Genomic DNA, 17147 nt, shown 5'->3' with positions numbered 1-17147 from the left:
TTACGGTCGCGATGCGCGAATTTTCCCAGCTCCTCGACGCCCTCGTCTACACGCGCTCGCGCAATGGCAAATTGAAGCTGATCGGCGATTACCTTCGCCGCACGCCCGATCCGGATCGCGGCTATGCACTCGCCGCGCTGACAGGCGAGCTCAACCTGCCCGCGGTGAAGGGCGCAGCGATTCGGGGCATCGTCGAGGAGCGGGTCGATCCCGCGCTCTTTTACATGAGCTACGATTATGTCGGCGATCTCGCCGAGACCGCGTCGCTGCTGTGGCCGAAGCCGGTCGATCAGCCGCCGGAGATCGACGACGGCACCCTCGGCATCTCCGCCGTGATCGAACGCCTGCAGGGTCTCGGCCGCGCCGACGCTCCGGGCGCGCTCGCCCAGATGCTCGACCATCTCGATGCGAGCGGCCGATATGCCTTGCTCAAGCTCGCCACCGGCGAGCTCCGCATCGGAGTCTCCGCCCGGCTGGCCAAGACGGCTTTGGCGCAGGCTTTCGGCCTCGAAGTCGATGCCGTCGAGGAGGTATGGCACGGGATCGGCCCGCCCTATCTGCCGCTCTTCGCCTGGGCGGAGGGGCGAGGCGCCCAGCCGACGTCCGAGAACGTACCCGTCTTCCGTCCCTTCATGCTGGCCCACCCGCTCGAGGATCTGCGGGTGTCGCTCGAGGATTATGCGGCCGAGTGGAAATGGGACGGGATCCGCGTCCAGATCGTCGGAGTCGCGGGCGAGACCCGCCTTTACAGCCGCGCCGGCGACGACATCACCGGCAGCTTCCCCGAAGTTGCGGAAGCCTTCGCCCAAGCCGGCGTCCTCGACGGGGAATTGCTGGTCAAGGGCGAGGCGCAGGGCGCCGACGAGCATGGCGGGGCCGCCGCCAGCTTCAACGCGCTCCAGCAGAGGCTCGGCCGCAAGACGGTTTCGCCGAAGATGCTGCGCGATTTCCCCGCCTTCGTCCGGCTCTACGACATCCTGTTCGACGGGACGGAGGATCTGCGCCAGCATCCATGGTCGGAGCGGCGGCTGCGGCTGGAGCGGTTCGCGCAGGATCTCGATCCTGGTCGGTTCGACGTCTCCGCGCTGATCGAGGCCGACAGCTTCGAGGCGCTCGAGGAGATCCGCGCCGGGGCGCGCGATGTCGCGATCGAAGGCGTGATGCTGAAGCGCCGCGACAGCGTCTATCTTCCGGGGCGCAAGACGGGCCTTTGGTACAAATGGAAGCGCGATCCGCTCACCGCCGACTGCGTGCTGATGTATGCGGCGCGCGGCAGCGGCAAGCGATCCTCTTATTATTCGGATTTCACCTTCGGCTGTTGGACCGCGGAAGGCGAGCTGTCACCGGTCGGCAAGGCCTATTTCGGTTTCACCGACGAGGAGCTGATGTGGCTCGACCGGTTCGTGCGCAACAACACGCTCCAGCGCTTCGGCCCGGTGCGCGAGGTCGAGAAGAGCCTGGTGCTCGAAGTGGCGTTCGATTCAATCCACGAATCAAAACGCCACAAGTCCGGTCTCGCAATGCGCTTTCCCCGCATCTCCCGCATCCGGCGCGACAAGCCGGCGGCGGAAGCGGATACGATCGAGGGCATGAAGCGGCTCGTGACGTGAACCGTCCGCCACCCTCCCTGTACGCAGGCGACGGAGACGGCAGTCAGAGGCTTAGAACGGCAGCCAGCGATTCTTCTGGCTGAAGCGCATGTAGCCGGCATTGACTCCGAGCCGCGCACCGACGCCAAGGCGAACCGGGATCAGCACGGTGTCGCCGCGGCGCAGATAGCTGGCGGTGAAGCCGCCGACGACATAGGCATTGCCTTCGGCCGCGGGGTAGCGGCGGAAGATCCGCTCGCCGTCATGAAGATTGTAGACGAGCACGAAGACCTTGCTCGCATCGGCGCCGAAATCGAAGCCGATCGATGGGCCGGTCCAGTAAATCGGACGATCGCCTTCCACCTGGTGGTGCAAGGTTCCAGAGCCGTAGCGCACCCCGGCAACGAACGCGCCGCCGGCCTCGCGCCCGGTGATATAGGCGCTGGGCTCGCCCTGCTCCTTGAGCAGTTTCTCGATCAGATCGCCAAGTCCCTCGGCGCCCTTGCCGAACACGCCCTCGGCGGCGCTGAACACGTCCTTGCGCGGCACCGTGTCCCCGCTCGATGCAGCGCTGGCACGCTCGCTGGCGGTCTGCCCCGCGGGCTGGCTGTCATAGGTCGACGGCGTCGATGTCGTCGCTTCGCTGTCGACCTCGCCGGCATCGACCGGCGCCCATTCGCCGGACGGTGCCGCTTCGCCCTCGGGCGTGACGCTGGTGTTCGGATCGACGGTGGTGATCTGTGCATTGGCGGCCGCGCCGCCGAGCGTGAGCGCCGCCGCAGCGGCAAGCGTCAAAAGGTGAGTCCTGAACATGTTAGCCCCTCGGCCCCGCTAAAATAGTTAGCGAACGGTAACCCCGGCGAGGTTTCATCACAATGAACGCGCAGGGCCGGCGCGACAGAGCGAATCGATATCGAGCCGGAACGACCACAAAGAGAGCAGGAAGCCTTCCAGGACCGGTTGAACCGCGGCCCGGCCCTCGCTATAGCCGCGCATCGGCGCATCCGGAGACGTGGGTGAGTGGCTGAAACCAGCGGTTTGCTAAACCGCCGTAGGGGGATTACTCCTACCGAGGGTTCGAATCCCTCCGTCTCCGCCATCCGTATACGAACGGATCACTTTGCCTGGCGCATGAAGGTGCAGGGCCGGGCCAGCTCCCCCACGACCACACTCCCGAAGACGCTTCCCCACGCGCGGACTCGAATCAGCCGTAGGCACGTGCCCGCCTCGGTTCGGCGCGCGGGGCGGCCGGCGGCGGTGTCGCCGCAACGAAGCAGGCGGCACTGCCGACCGCCTTTGCCTGATAGAGCGCCGCGTCGGCCGCCGAAAACAGGGTTTCGAAATCGCGGCCGTGGATCGGGTGAAGGGCCAGACCGACGCTGGCGCCCACGCGCGCGGTGTCGCGGCCGAGATCGTAGGGGCGGCGTGAAAGCTCCGCGCCGATCCGTTCCCCGGCCTGCACCGCCGCAGCGGCGTCGAGACCGCTGGTCACGACGACGAATTCGTCCCCGCCGATCCGCGCCACCAGATCGTCCGGCCCTGTCGCGTTGCGCAGGCGATGCGCGAGCTGGCGGAGCAAGGCGTCACCGGCGGCGTGACCGTAGGTATCGTTGACGCTCTTGAAGCCGTCGAGATCGAGATAGAGCAAGACGGTCTGACCGTGGACATCGGACAGCGTCAGTCGCCGCTCGACTTCCTCTTCCAGCCCTGCCCGATTCCTGAGGCCGGTCAGCGGATCGTGCAGCGCTAGCTGACGGTTGGCATGTTCCGATTCCATCGTCCGCACCAGCAGCCCGTGCAGCCGGAAGGCGGCGAGCGTCACTGCAAAGCCGTAAGCGGGTATCTGGAGCGCGATAACCGACAGGATCGGCTCGCCGGACAGGAAGCCGCCGATCATGCACGGCCCGAGGCTGAGTGCGATCATCACCGCTACGAGCCGCGGAGCGGAGAAATTTCGGAAGGCGATGCCGCCGGCCATTGCCGCGGCGGAAAGACAGGCGAGCGTCGACGCAACGAAATCACCGCTGACGAGGCTGATCAGCGCGCCGTAGCCGACCGACGCCGCCCAGGCGACGGCAAGCGCGATGTAGAGATCGGTGCGGGGCCGGGCACCGCGCGCGATCGCCCGATGCGCGTGAACCAGCAACGGCAACCTTATGCAGGCCAGTGCGATCTCGATCGCCGCCCAGATCAGGAACGGAATTGTCGGGATGCGCAGTCCGATCAGAGTCGACACCGCGATGGTGTTGACGACGCCGCCAAGGAAGATCGGCACGCCACCGTACAGGCCCTTGACCAGTGACGGCTGGATCTCTTCCCGAATGTCGCCCTTCGTTTCGACGAGCCACCGTGTCGCCCGCCACCGCGGCAAGGCGGAATGTTCGCCATTCTCAATCACGATCGGCCCTGCATCTTGGCCGCTCCCCCCGGACCGGCGCCCCTGCACATTGCTAACGGAAAGTGGTTAACGAGTCATTGCCGACCCCGTATTATCCACAGGATATCAGCCGGCTGGAGGCGAATTCCAGGACAGCAATCCTGGAAGGGCCTCAACAAATGGCGCTTCTCGATTCGAATCTCGACAGATCCGGGCTGGACCTGCTGGAGGAGGAGGCGGCGCGCATGTTGGCGGCGCCGATCGCAGCCCTCATCATTCTCGACGGACCTCGCCAATAGCTCGCGGCCTTGGGTCTGGGCACGGAGACCACGCCCCGCTCCCAGGCATTCTGCGGGCACACGACCAGGGAGCGCGGCACCTTCCTGTGGGGTTCCCAACGCGCTGGAGGGCCAGCCTTTGGCCGACAGCCCACCGGTGATCGGGTCGCCGCACATCCGATTCCATGCCGGCACTTCAATCATCCTCGAAGGAGCCGCAGAAGAAGCCTTCCGCGTGATCCATCTCGTCCCGCGCGACGTGCCGACCGACTCCGAGTCGGCGCATCTGTTGCGGCCGGCAGAGGTTTGCTTCGGCATTTCTCGAACTCTATCTGCGAAGCAGCGCCCGCCGATCGCGGACGGTCAGGCGGCAAGAGCCTCGGAGGATGAGGCCACGCCCGCTCGAGGGTCAATCTTGCGCGCCGATGCGTGGCGACTGGAACCGCGCGCTAATCCTCGATCTCCAACGTGTAGGAACAGCCCAGCAAGGTCTTTCCCGGATGGCTGGTCACGTTGGAGAGGACGCGTTTGACGGTTGAGGTGATCTTCATGCCTTCGGCCGTTTCGCTCTCGCTGTGGACGAGGCGCTCTCCCAAGAACTTCGCGCCGCCGGGAACCGCATTGTTGATCTTTTCGGCAGCCGCGAAGCTCTGAGGATCGCCATCGAGCAGCGCCATGATTGCCGAGCTCGAGAAGACGATCGTGCGGGTTGCCTGCCCGGCGACGGTGACCGGCTCCGGCAGTTGATATTGGGCGAGAAAGGAATTGCCCGATTCCTGCTTCTTCCAGCCTCGCGCCTTGTATCCGGCCTCCTCGGAGTCGAGTGCGAAGGCGAAGCCTGTATAGGTGCCTGGGTCAAGGCGGCATTCGATCGCATCGACGACGTCGACCTTGAGCGGGTCGAACTCGTCTTCCTCAGCGGCGTAAGCCGCCCCGGAACTCCCGACGAAAAATGCTGCCACGAGGGCGATCGACACAAATCTGCTGCTCATGCGCGGCGAATTGCCGACAATTCGGCGCCGCGCCAGCGCAAAGTCGATCAGCTCGGCGTCTGCCACGCAAGGGCGATCGCGGCAGTCCAGGAAAAATCGTCGCCGCCACTGCCGGAGCCGTCGAGTGGGTTGAACGCCTCGTAAAAGCCGCTGCCCTGGATAAGGGCGAGCGTATCCGAGCGCACCCGCTTCGCGCGCGCTTCGTGGCCAGCTTCCGCCAGGCCCTGGCCGATCATCCAGTTGACCACCGCCCAGACCGGACCGCGCCAATAGCGGATCATCTGAAACCCGGTATCGTCGGGATCGAGGCTCGGCACCATGTAGCGCACCCGCTCCGCGATGCGGTCGAAATGGGCCATCATCGCCTCATCCCGCTCGGGATCGCGAAGCCCCGCGTAGAAGCTCAGGAAGGATGCGCTGGTGACATAACCCGAATGCCGCCCGGTGAGCAGATCGCGCGAGCACCAGGTGCGGCGCTCGGCGTCCCAGAGAATGTGGATCCCGGCTTCGGCGTCGGCGATCCACCTCGCAATCTCGTCGCCGTTCCGGCCGAGCGCCTGTGCCAGAGCGAGCAGATCCCGGTTGGCGCGCAGCAGGATCATCGACATGCCGACGTCGGCGACCCGGAATGGATTGCTGCGCGCGATCGCCGCATGGTCCCATCCCGCGGCCCGCCCGAACTGGACGAGGGCGAGATAGCGATCATATTCCAGCTTCGTCGGGCGCATCTTGGCGTCGAGATGGCCGGTGTCGCGCCTTGTATATTCACCGACGTTCGAGACATCGATCGGGACGCCCGGCACATCCCATTCCGGGGAATTGTCGCGGCCGGTTTCCCACGGATGCATCGCCACGACGACGCCGCTGCGATTGGCATCGCGATGCTCGGCGAACCAGCGATGCCAGCCAAGCAGGCGATCGAACAGCGCCTGGGCGCGCGGGCGATAATGTTCGGATTGTCCGGCGGCCGCGGCACTGTCCCACAGCGTGCGGACGACAGTCGCCGCGACCGGTGGCTGGGTGATCCCCGACGTCGGCGGCGTCCGCCCGCTGTCCCAGACACCCGGCCCAGGGAAATAGCCGTCATCCTCCTGCCAGAACACGATGTGGGGGACGAAGCCGTCCGGCCATTGCGCGCGGAACAGGGTCTCGATTTCGGTCCAGGCGCGATCCCGGTCGAAGGTGTCGAAGCCGAGCGCTACGAAAGCCGAATCCCAGTTCCACTGGAACGGATAGACCCGGCCGTTCGGCACCGTGTAGCCGCCGCGATCATTGGCCTTTAGAATCGCGCGTGCCGTGTTGGAATCCTGGGTCAAACCTGCCTCGGTACGAGAAAATGGCGGGACGACCTGCGCCGTCCCGCCAGGGGAGAACTCAAAAGGCGATGCTGAGCCGCGCGGTGATGCGGCGCGGCAGCACCGGACGCCCGACGAAGAACGCGCCGCCGGCCGATTGCGAGGAATCCTGCCGCGGCGACCCTTCGGTGGTGGCGTCGCTGTCCAGCAGGTTGAAGACGTTGATCGCGGCGCGCACGGCGACTCCGCGCACGGGAAACTTCACGCCCGCGTCGAGGTTGACGACGTTGAAGCCTTCGAGTTCGATGGCGTTGTTCGCGGCCGTGAAAGTGTCGCCGGTATAGTTTGTGAACAGCGAGAAATCGAAGCGATCGTCATCGTAGAACAGGCCGGCATTGTAGAGGAGGTTGGGCTGGCGCTCGAGCTCGTTGCCGATGTTCGCGGGGGTGGTGTCGAAATCGGTATATTTATGGTCCTGGAGTGTGAGATTGCCCTCGATCCGCAAATTCCTGAACAACCGTATGAGCGCCGTCGCCTCCAGCCCATAGCTCTCGGTCCCGACCAGATTGACCCGCTCGGTAAGCCCGCCGGCACCGTCATTGACGAACAGCACCTGCCGCCGGTTGTCGAGCTTGGTATAAAAACCGGCAATCGTTCCGGCAAAGCGGCCGCCGTCGAACTTGAGGCCCGCCGAAGCCTGCTTGATGATCTCGCCTTCATAGGATGCGGCCTCGCCGAGCGCATTGAAGGTCACCGAGCGGATTTCCGGGAAGAAGTAGCCTCGCGACGCATTGGCGTAGAGGCTGAAATTGTCGCTGATACGATACAGCGCGCCGGCCGCGACCGCCCACTCGGTCGTGTCGACCTCGGCGGCGAGGAAGGTGTCGTTGCCCCAGATCACATCGCGCAATGCGGTTGCGAGGTTCGGGGTCGCGGTGTCCGTGACGAACGTGGCGGTGCGCTCGCGGCGGATGTCGCCTTTGAAATGTTCGACGCGGGCGCCGATGTCGAGCGAGAAACGCCCGGCTTCGATCTGGTCGGCGACGTAGGCGGCATAGCGCTCCGCTTGGTGGCGGTTGTTGACGTAGCCGGCCCCCGCGTTGATCAGTCCGTCAGCCGACACGATGGTGACGGCGCCGGTGATCGGATTACGCACCGACAGGTTGATCAGCCTCGGCCGGTTGTTCAACTCCGCCAAGTAGGTGGACGTCACGTTGACGTCGCGCGCCTTTGCGTTGGCATAGAAGCCGCCGAGGGTGAAATTGTGCTGGATTGCACCGGTGGTCGCCTTTGCTGTCAGGTTGAGCTCGGCGCTGAAATCCGTTGCGGGCCGATCCCGGTCGGTGGTTCGATTGGCGAACAGCAGATAGTCGGACGGCACCGCTACGCCGTTGTCGGCGAAGGTGAAGCTCGCATTCGCGAGGGATCCAAGACCTCGGTTGGTGAGGAATCCCTGCAGGGATTCGGGAACGTTGATGATTCCGTCGCCGTCGGAGAACAGGCCGAACCTGTGCTTGTAATCGGCATAGCGGACGCGGCCATTGATCCCGATGCCGCCGAAATCATTGTCGAAGGCAAGGCCGACCATGCCGCCTTTGGTAGTCACGCCTTCGGTGATCTCGGTTCGGAACCGCCCGTCGGGCGTGTTGAAGCCGAGGCGGCCGGCCTCCGGCCCCTGGACCGAGTAGACAATCTTGCCGTCATTGCCGCGCACTCGATTGCGGGTCGTCCCGTCGAGCGGGATCGGCAGATAGAATTGGGTCTGATCGTCGATATATTGGCCGAACACAGTGACCGAGCCCCGGCCGCTGTTGAATTCGTATTTGAGGTTGCCGCGAAGCTGGAAACCCTCGGTCGGGAGGCCGGTACGGATCGGCCCCTCGTCGGTGCGCACGAAACCAGAGAGGGCGTAGAAGAGATTGCCTCCGGCCGGCCCGTTCACGGCGAAATCGGCGCGCATGCGGCCGCGCTCCGCCCATTCGAGCTGGGCGATTCCGTGATGCTCGGGGCCGCCCGTCGCCGAGATGTAGTTGATCAGGCCGGCCACCGATCCGGGGCCGAACAGGTTGGAAACGCCGCCGCGGACGAATTCGAGCCGCTGGATGCCGAGATCGTTGCGCGCATAGACGTCGTAAGCCGAACTGTTGAGGCCGAAGCTGCTGAAGATCGGCATGCCGTCATACATGAGCGGAGTGAATTGATACTGGCCGCCCGAAGGCAGGCCGGCGACGAACACGTTCGACGCCACCTCGCCGCCGCTTGCATCGGCCTTGATCGTCGGGATGGTGTTGAGGATGTCCGCCTGGCTGCTCACGCTCAGCTTCTGCAGCCGCTCGTCGCCGATCGTGGTCACCGCAAGCGGCGTATCGAGCGCGGGGCGCCCGACGCTCGTACCGGTGATGATGATCTCTTCCTCGTCGGTGGGCACCGGGGCAATCTCGTCCGCCGGGGCCGCCGCGACGGGGTCCGCGCCAGCGTCGCCTTCCGCCGGAGCCTGGGCAAAGGCAGCGACGGGCGCGAGCATCGTCAGAGCAGTGGCCGCAAGATAGGCGGCGCGGAGCCCGTGATGGAGCCTCTTCATAATCCTTCCCCTCCTCAAGCATGGCCGAGTGTCGTGCCGGCTGCGCAGCGTTGGTCCGCTGTCGTTCTGCAAGCGTGATGGTTCGTCCTTCCAGTCGCTAGCCCGTCATCGTGCAACGATGTGTTGCCGTATCCGGAACGAAGCTCTAGCGTTCGAGGATGCTCGATCTCGGCGATCTGATGGTCTTCACGAAAGTGGTCGAGACCGAAAATCTGACTCGGGCGGGGCAGGCGCTGGGTCTTCCCAAGTCGACGGTGAGCCGTCGACTGACACGGCTCGAGGAGCATCTCGGCGTCCAGCTGCTCCACAGGTCGACGCGTGCGGTCACGCCCACCCAGGAAGGTCAGCTCTTCTTCCAATATTGCCTGCGATCGATGGGCGTGCTGCGCGACGGCGAGCGGGCATTGCTCGACGGACGCAGCACGCCCCAGGGCGTGGTCCGGATCGCCATTCCCTATGTGCTTGGCCAAAGCCTGATCGGGCCGCTGCTCGCCGAATTCCTGCAGCAATTTCCCGACGTCCGCCTGGTCAGCGTGCTCTCCGACGATGCGATCGGGCTGCTGCGGGCCGGGTTCGACGTCGCCCTCGCCGTCGGCCCCTTCCCCGATTCAGGCCTGATCGCGGTCAAGCTCGGCAGCACCGGTTGCGGTGTCTTCGGCGCACCCGGCTATTTCGAACGCAAGGGCATGCCGCAAAGCCACGTCGAGCTGCCGCGCTTCGATCTGCTCGCCAGCGGCACGGTCGATCGCCGCCACCGCTGGGCGTTGCACAAGGACGATCTCGAAGTCTCCGTCGACTTCCTGCCGCGCCTGCTGTGCAACGACCTGCTGCTGCTTCGACAGGCGGTGCTCAGCGAACTCGGCATTGCCAGCCTGCCCGCCTTCCTGTGCAAGCGCGATCTCGCCGATGGCCGGCTCGTCGAAGTCCTGCCCGGCTGGCAGGCGGCCGACATGCAATTCTTCGCGCTCTTCGCCGATCCCAAAGGGGTGCCGGTGCGGGTGCGCACTCTCATCGATTATCTGGTCGAGCATCTCCGGCCGACATTGTCCTGGGACCTGATCTGAGTTGCCGATCCTGGAACACAGCGTTGCATTCACGGCCTCTATCCGCGCGATGACCTAGCCGTCAGCTTTGTGGTCGAGCCGGCAGCGAGACCGGTCGGGAGGGCGATCGGCAGTGAGCAGCATGGACATCGGCATGACCGCCGCGGCGCAAGCCGACGACAGAATGCGTGCCGATCTTACCGCCCTGTTCGGCGAGGCGGTCCGCTCCGTGTCGGCCGAAGTTGCGATGCCCTCCAGGTTGCCGGCCTCTCCGCATGGCCGGACCATCGTGATCGCGGTAGGCAAGGGTGCCGCCGACATGATGCGGATCGCGCTCGAACGGACGACCGATCCGGCAATGCAGGGTCTGGTCGTCACCCGCCACGGCCATCTGCCCCCCGGCGACGTGAACTGGCCGAATGTCGAGGTGATCGAGGCCGGGCATCCCTATCCGGACGAGAACAGCGTGCGTGCCGCCCATCGTGCGCTCGAACTCGCCGGTACGCTGCAGGCTGGTGACCGCATGCTGGTGCTGCTGTCCGGCGGCGGCTCGGCCCTGCTGGCGGCACCGGCGCCCGGCCTCAATCTCGCCGACAAGCAGGCGATTACGCGCGCGCTGCTTCAGTCCGGCGCGACCATCGAAGAGATCAACCGGGTGCGAAAACACCTTTCCGCGATCAAGGGCGGCCGCCTCGCGGTGGCCGCCGGCGCCGCGGCCGTGACCACCTGGATCATCTCGGACGTGCCCGGCGACGACCCCTCCTTCGTCTCCTCCGGGCCGACTGTGGCCGACAATAGCAGCCTGGAAATGGCGCGCGAGATCATCGATCGCTACGGCATTCGCCCGCCCGCCGAGGTTGCCGCCGCGCTGCAGGATCCGGCGAACGAGACTCCCTCTGCCGACAGCCTCGGCCTTGCCGGCTGCGAGACCCTGGTCATCGCCAGGGCGCGCGACGCGCTTGCCGGCGCCGCGCGGCTCGCCGGCGAGATCGGCTATCACGTCACCGATCTCGGCGATCAGTTGCAGGCGGAAGCGCGGCACCTCGGCGCCAGCCATGCCGCGCTGTCGCGCCGTCTCGCCCGTGCCGGCGGGCCGCGCCGGGCCGTGCTCTCCGGCGGCGAGACGACCGTGACCGTAGTCAACAAAGCGGGACGGGGCGGCCGCAACCTCGAATATCTGCTCGGCCTCGCCGTCGCCCTCGACGGAGAACCCGGTATCTGGGCGCTGGCCTGCGATACCGACGGGATCGACGGCACCGAGCATGCCGCCGGTGCCGTGGTGACTCCGACCACCCTCGTACGTGCCGCCAAGGCCGGGCTCGATCCGGCGTCGCACCTTGCCGAGAACAATGCCTTCCTGTTCTTCGAAGCACTCGGCGATCTGGTGGTGACGGGACCGACCCTCACCAACGTCAACGATTTCCGGGCGATCCTGATTCACCCGGCCGGAGGCATCGACTCATGAGCAGCCTGGCCGCCGATCCACCGCGCCCCGCACATCCTCGCTACCCATGGGCGCTGGTCGCCTTGCTGTGGATGGTGGCCTTCCTCAACTCGGCGGACCGATCGATCCTTCCCGCCGTGCTGCCCCAGCTGCGCACCGAATTCGGGCTCACCCCGACCCAGCTGGCGCTGTTCGGATCGGTGTTTTTCTGGATCTACGCGGTCGCTGCCTTCTTCTTCGGCCGAGCCGGAGACAGTGCCCGGCGCTCCCGGGTCATCCTCTACGGCCTCATCTTCTGGAGCATCGCGACCGGGCTCACGCCGCTGTCCACCGGGTTCGTCATGCTGCTCGCCTTCCGCGGCCTCGTGGCGCTGGGCGAGGCCAGTTACTATCCCACCGCGACCGCGCTGATCGGCGACTGGCACCGGCCGGAAATGCGCAGCCGCGCTCTGTCGCTGCACCAGACGGCGGTGTTCGCCGGTGCGGGCCTCGGCGCCCTCTTCGCCGGCATGATCGCCGATCGCGTCGGCTGGCACGCGCCGTTCGTGCTGTTCGCCGTGATCGGGCTGGCGCATGCATTCGTCCTGGTCCGCTTTTTGCGCGATGCCCCGATTCGCCGCACCGCCGCCGTTGCGGGGAAGGGACGCGAGCCGATCGGGATCGTCCTGCGGACACCGCCGGCGGTGATGCTGTGCGCGGTCTTCTTTCTGGGAACGGGTGCCTCGACGGGCCTGACCTTCTGGGCGCCGACCTATGTTCACGACGCCCTCGGTCTCGATCTCGGCAGTTCAGCCCTTTGGGGCTCGGCGACCATCAATCTCGCCGGCTTCCTCTCGGTGCCCTTGGGGGGATTGCTGGCCGACACCCTTGCCCGGCGAACGCCGGTCGGCCGCTTCTACACGCTCGCGATCGGCCTTTCGGCCGCGGCCATTCTGCTGTTGCCGCTGGCCTGGGTCACCACGGCGATCGGCGTCGGCGTTGTGCTGCTCGCCACCAGCATCGGCAAAGGCCTGTTCGACGGCTGCATCTACGCGTCGATGCACGACGTGGTGCCACCGCAGGCGCGCGCGACGGCTGTGGGCATGATGACCCTGTGCGGCTTCATCGGCGCCGGGATCACGCCGATCGCGGTCGCGGCCGCAGCAGAGCGCTTCGGCATGGCGGCCGGAATGACGTCACTCGCCGCTCTCTATGTTGTTGCCGTCGTGCTGATCCTGCTGATGCGGAACTCGATCCGGCGGGCGGCGCTCGCCAATGCGCACGAGGTGGCATGATGAATCCTTCGGCCCTCCGGCTCGACGCCCCGCGGGCGCTCGCCTTCGAACCCTTGGCGCCGGCCAGCCCGGGCGCCGGCGAAGTGCTGATCCGCACCCTCCATTCAGGCATCTCGGCCGGCACCGAATTGTCGCAATATCGTGGCACCAACCCGTTCATGCACAAGGCCTTCGACGAGGCGCGGCGCCTGTTCGTTCCTGCCGAGGAAGCGAGCTGGCCCTACCCGGTGCGCAATCTCGGGTATGAGGAAGTCGGCGAGATCGTCGGGACCGGCCCGGATGTGGCTGGCGTGCGCGTCGGCGACCGCGTCTACGGCACCTGGGGCCACCGCACGCACCATGTCGCGGACGCGGGCTGGGCGCGGGACCGGCTGATGCCGGCCGGTTCCGATCCCCTGATCGGAATCTTCTCGCATATCGGTGCAGTCGCGCTGAACGGGGTTCACGATGCCCGGCTGCGAATCGGCGATGTGGTCGCACTCTGGGGGCTCGGCGTTCCCGGCCAGATCGTCGCCCAGGCCGCCCGCGCCAGCGGTGCCCGGGTGATCGCCATCGACCCCGATCCCGCTCGCCGGGATATCGCCCGCCGGCTCGGTGTCGACGAGACGCTCGATCCTGCCGGTGGGGCGGCGGAGCGGATCAAGGCGATGACCGGCGGGCGGGGCGCCGATGTCTGCATCGAAGTTTCCGGTGCCGCCTCTGCATTGGCGGACGCGATCCGCGCCGTCGCTTACGCCTCGCGCGTGGTCGCCATGGGGTTCTTCCAAGGCGAGGTGCCGGGCCTTCGGCTCGGCGAGGAATTCCATCACAATCGGGTGGAGCTGATCTGCTCGCAAATCTCCGGCGTTGCGCCCGAGGCGTCGCACCGCTGGTCGAAGCCAAGACTGTGGCGGACGGCGGTGGAGCTGCAGCATTCCGGCACCCTCAACCTGCTGCCGCTGATCACCCATCGCGCCGCGTTCGAGGACGCGCCGGATCTGTTCGCCCGCCTCGATCGGGGCGAACCCGGCCTCCTCCAGGCCGTCCTCGACTTCGGCGAGGCCGCATGACTTTCCGCGTCGCCATTCTCGGTCCCGGGGGCATCGCCGCCCGCCACGCCGCGGCGGCGCGGGCGCTCGCGCCGGATCTGGAACTGGTCGGCGTTTGCGGCCGCGATCCGGTGCGAGCGACGGCATTCACGCGGACGCATGGCGGCGCGCCGTTTACCGACCTCGATCGGATGATCGACGCGTTGGCACCCGATCTGCTGATCGTCGCTCTCCCGCCCTTCGCGCATCGCGGCGAGGCCGAGCAGGCAGCATCCCGGGGCATTCACCTGCTCGTCGAGAAGCCGCTTGCGCTCGACAAGGAGACCGCGGATCGGATCGTCGCCGCCGCGCACGGCGCCGGGATCATTGCCGCGAACGGGTTCATGTACCGGTTCGGCGACGCTGTTCGGCGCTGGAAAGCGCTGGATACCGGGCGCGCGGCCATGTTCACCGGTGCCTTCCACTGCAATGCGCTCCACGCCGACTGGTGGCGGGAGGAGGCCAGGTCCGGCGGCCAGATGCTCGAGCAGGTCATCCACCTGATCGATCTCGTCCGCTATTGCGTCGGCGAGCCGGACAGCGTCTACGCCCGCCGCGCCAACCTCTTCCACCGCGACGTCGAGCGCTACGACATCGAGGACGTCTCGGCGATCCTGTTCGGCTGGGACGATGGCCGGATCGCGACGATCACGGCCTCCAACGTCTCGGTTCCCGGCCTGTGGCACAAGCAATGGTCGGTCGTTGCCGAGCGCATGACCGGCCGATTCACCGGCTGGAACGACGCCGAGCTGGTTCCCCATGTTCCAGGAGGCCTGGCCGAAGTCGTCGCCGGCACCACCGATCCGTTCGTCGCCCAGCTCGCCGACGTCGTGGGAGCGATCCGCGATCGCCGTGCTCCGGCGGTGCCGCTTGCCGACGGCGCCGCAACGCTGAGGCTGGCCCTGGCGGCACGACGGGCGGCGGACGAGGGCGGGGAGTTGCGTCTGACATGAGGCTGCTCGACCGCCGCGGCGTGCGCTTCCCGGCGCCACAACCGCTCATCGACGGATCCGTCCCGGCCCATGACGGAGGGCGCCAGGAGGAAGGCCGCACGATCTGGACTCTTGCCGAAGGCGGCAGGATCTTCCTCGACATCGTCGCCGACGATGACGCGGTCCGCATCGATCTTCGTGTCGAGGGCCTCGGCCGGCCGCTCGACTCGCTCGGCCTGCGTTTCGAAGGCATTGGCGGCGTCCGCCGCTACCTGCGGAACGGCTACCAGAGCTGGGACGGCAGCTGGTTCGTCGAACCCGGAACGCCGCCCGGCGATGGTCCTGCTGCCAAGGCGCCAACCCTCGGCTTTGCGATGACCGCCTTTCTCCCGACAGGCGGCTCAGCGGGTGCGATCGTGCTCGGAGCCGACCGCCACGACCGCTATCAGACGCGCTTCCGCTTCGCCGGTACCGCCGACCTGATGCGAATGGATGTCGAGACGGTGCTCGATCGCACGGGCGAGACGCGGACCGAGACTTTGACCCTGTTCGACGGCGACGCCGTCGAGGAGAGCCTGCGACACTGGTCGCGACGGGTCGCCGCCGCCAGTCCGCTGCCGCCGCGAACCCCGGCACGGCTGACCGGATGGTGTTCCTGGTACAATCTCTACGCCGCGATCGACGAAGGCGTGATCCGCGAGCACCTTCATGCTGCCCGGGATTTTCGCGACCGACACGGCGTGCCGCTCGACATCTTTCAGATCGACGACGGCTTTACGCCCGAAATGGGTGACTGGCTTGCTGTGAAGCCGCAATTCCCCGCCGGGATGAAGCCGCTGCTCGCCGAGATCGCGGCGGCGGGATTCCGTCCGGGATTGTGGATCGCACCCTTCCTCGTCGGCAACCGGAGCCGCCTGTTCGCCGAGCATCCCGATTGGGTGGTGCAGGATCGCCTGACCGGCCGAGCCCTGGTGGCGATGCAATTCTACGGCGAATTCCGCTGGCACAAGCGCTCGGAGGAATATCATGTCCTCGACATCACCCATCCGGATGCGGCCGCCTATGTGACTCGGGTGTTCCGGACCTGGGTCAAGGAGTGGGGCGCGGCCTATATCAAGGCCGACTTCCTGCTGCACGGCGCGGAATATGGCCCGGAGCGCGCGATCTGGCATGAGCCAGGCCTCTCCCGGATCGCGGTGTGGCGCAGGATGATGATCCTCATCCGCGAAGCGATCGGGCCCGACGTGATCCTGTCCGGCTGCGGTTGCCCGCTGTGGGCAGGCGTCGGGATTGTGGACGCGGTTCGGATCGGGCGCGACATCGGCGTCACCTGGAACGGCGACTATTCCGCCGAGAGCCTGCTGCGGGACCTGCAGAGCCGCAACCATGCGAACGGCATTCTCTGGCAGGCGGACCCCGACTGCATCCTGCTCCGCGACCGCTTCCATGCGCTCAGCGACGATCAGATCGACCTGCTCGCCCGGTTCGCGGCCGGCGCCGGCGGCGTGACGATGACCAGCGATCATCTGGGCGAACTCAGGCCGGACCGGGAGGCCTTGTTCGTCGCGCTCCTCGGGTCTTCGGTGACCGGCTGCGACTTCCCGGAACTGGGATCCGAAACCCTCCGGCCTTCCCAGCAGCTGCGGACGGAGCGCGGTCCCGGCATGCTTCAGCGCTTCCGGCTCGGTGAAGATGCCGGCATCATCGGCTGAAGACGAGAAAAGGACCGCGCCGGGCGAACCGGGCGGTCCCATCTTACCGACTATTCTGGTGCGGCTTGCGACTGATTATTGGGGTCCACCGGACCGCGGCATCGATTTCGGCCTTGGTGAGGCCGACGGCATAGCCGCCAGGTACCTTCGCAAGGCCTGCCGCCGGCGCCTGGACGAGGCCCTTGTCGGTCGAGATCACGACACCTTGCGCGGTCACCTCCTTGACGGTGCCGACGGCGGCACCGCTCTTGTCCTTGACGGTGGCGCCGACTTCGATCGCGGCGGCGGCGCTTGCGTCGGACGCGGGAGAGCCAGCGGAGGCACCCTGAGTGGTGCTCGCCTGAACATCACCTGTCGTCGACTGGCCCGCAGTGCCGCTGCTCGGTGTCTCCTGTGCATGGCCGGCAGCGAAGGGGACGAGAGCGGCGGCGGCAATGATGGCGATGTTGCGTAGCATGATCCAACGGATCTCCTGTGGAAGGGACCCTTCGGCTACTGTCCCATTTCGAGACTGTATGCCGCCTTTCGGCGCGCCGGTCGGTTACGGGGCCGAATTGAAAGGG

At 66.6% G+C, this 17147-nt stretch carries 13 protein-coding genes and 1 tRNA gene; 8 read left to right on the top strand and 6 right to left on the bottom strand.

Annotation, left to right across the window (positions count from 1 at the left end; genetic code table 11):
• Positions 1–11 precede the first annotated feature (11 nt).
• Entirely contained in the window at positions 12–1610 is a 1599-nt protein-coding gene (locus C7I55_RS06065) for a cisplatin damage response ATP-dependent DNA ligase (protein ID WP_106511999.1), read from the top strand.
• A gap of 51 nt (positions 1611–1661) precedes the next feature.
• Here C7I55_RS06065 and C7I55_RS06060 read toward each other — a convergent pair whose 3' ends face one another.
• The gene (locus C7I55_RS06060; protein ID WP_106511998.1) at positions 1662–2402 is read right to left on the bottom strand and encodes a DUF1134 domain-containing protein; all 741 of its coding nucleotides are present in this window, start codon (positions 2400–2402) and stop codon (positions 1662–1664) included.
• Between the two features lie 193 nt (positions 2403–2595).
• Here C7I55_RS06060 and C7I55_RS06055 point away from each other — a divergent pair.
• Positions 2596–2688 (top strand) — tRNA-Ser (locus tag C7I55_RS06055).
• A 105-nt stretch (positions 2689–2793) separates the two neighbouring features.
• On the opposite strand, the gene C7I55_RS06050 is transcribed toward C7I55_RS06055, so the two are convergent.
• From C7I55_RS06050 to C7I55_RS06035, 4 genes are all read right to left on the bottom strand, one after another.
• Entirely contained in the window at positions 2794–3987 is a 1194-nt protein-coding gene (locus C7I55_RS06050; RefSeq protein ID WP_106511997.1) for a GGDEF domain-containing protein, read from the bottom strand.
• Positions 3988–4693: 706 nt separating this feature from the next.
• Entirely contained in the window at positions 4694–5236 is a 543-nt protein-coding gene (locus tag C7I55_RS06045) for a hypothetical protein (RefSeq protein ID WP_146150937.1), read from the bottom strand.
• A gap of 47 nt (positions 5237–5283) precedes the next feature.
• Positions 5284–6552: an MGH1-like glycoside hydrolase domain-containing protein gene (locus tag C7I55_RS06040; protein WP_106511995.1), complete on the bottom strand. Its 1269-nt coding sequence runs from the start codon at positions 6550–6552 to the stop codon at positions 5284–5286.
• A gap of 58 nt (positions 6553–6610) precedes the next feature.
• Complete coding sequence (locus tag C7I55_RS06035) at positions 6611–9112, bottom strand: TonB-dependent receptor (RefSeq protein ID WP_106511994.1); 2502 nt, start codon at positions 9110–9112, stop codon at positions 6611–6613.
• Between the two features lie 158 nt (positions 9113–9270).
• On the opposite strand from C7I55_RS06035, the gene C7I55_RS06030 reads away from it, so the two are divergent.
• The 6 genes from C7I55_RS06030 to C7I55_RS06005 all read left to right on the top strand — a co-directional run bounded on the left by C7I55_RS06030 (position 9271) and on the right by C7I55_RS06005 (position 16584).
• Positions 9271–10176 carry a LysR substrate-binding domain-containing protein gene (locus C7I55_RS06030; RefSeq protein WP_106511993.1) on the top strand — a complete coding sequence of 302 codons (906 nt, stop codon included), beginning with the start codon at positions 9271–9273 and terminating at the stop codon, positions 10174–10176.
• 121 nt (positions 10177–10297) lie between these two features.
• Positions 10298–11620: a glycerate kinase type-2 family protein gene (locus tag C7I55_RS06025; protein ID WP_233222113.1), complete on the top strand. Its 1323-nt coding sequence runs from the start codon at positions 10298–10300 to the stop codon at positions 11618–11620.
• Positions 11617–12873, top strand: coding sequence for an MFS transporter (locus C7I55_RS06020; RefSeq protein WP_106511992.1), 1257 nt, complete (start codon positions 11617–11619; stop codon positions 12871–12873). The genes C7I55_RS06025 and C7I55_RS06020 overlap by 4 nt, the downstream gene beginning before the upstream one ends.
• Positions 12870–13922 carry a zinc-dependent alcohol dehydrogenase gene (locus C7I55_RS06015; RefSeq protein ID WP_106511991.1) on the top strand — a complete coding sequence of 351 codons (1053 nt, stop codon included), beginning with the start codon at positions 12870–12872 and terminating at the stop codon, positions 13920–13922. The genes C7I55_RS06020 and C7I55_RS06015 overlap by 4 nt, the downstream gene beginning before the upstream one ends.
• Entirely contained in the window at positions 13919–14893 is a 975-nt protein-coding gene (locus C7I55_RS06010) for a Gfo/Idh/MocA family protein (RefSeq protein WP_106511990.1), read from the top strand. The genes C7I55_RS06015 and C7I55_RS06010 overlap by 4 nt, the downstream gene beginning before the upstream one ends.
• Positions 14890–16584, top strand: coding sequence for a glycoside hydrolase family 36 protein (locus tag C7I55_RS06005; RefSeq protein WP_158266301.1), 1695 nt, complete (start codon positions 14890–14892; stop codon positions 16582–16584). The genes C7I55_RS06010 and C7I55_RS06005 overlap by 4 nt, the downstream gene beginning before the upstream one ends.
• Before the next feature lie 43 nt (positions 16585–16627).
• Here the strand turns inward: C7I55_RS06005 and C7I55_RS06000 are convergent, their stop codons facing one another.
• Positions 16628–17041 carry a hypothetical protein gene (locus C7I55_RS06000; protein WP_106511988.1) on the bottom strand — a complete coding sequence of 138 codons (414 nt, stop codon included), beginning with the start codon at positions 17039–17041 and terminating at the stop codon, positions 16628–16630.
• Positions 17042–17147: the final 106 nt, after the last annotated feature.

Origin of the sequence: Allosphingosinicella deserti (assembly GCF_003012735.1) — a bacterium.
Lineage (GTDB): Bacteria > Pseudomonadota > Alphaproteobacteria > Sphingomonadales > Sphingomonadaceae > Allosphingosinicella > Allosphingosinicella deserti.
This window is presented reverse-complemented; position numbering and strand designations above follow the sequence as displayed.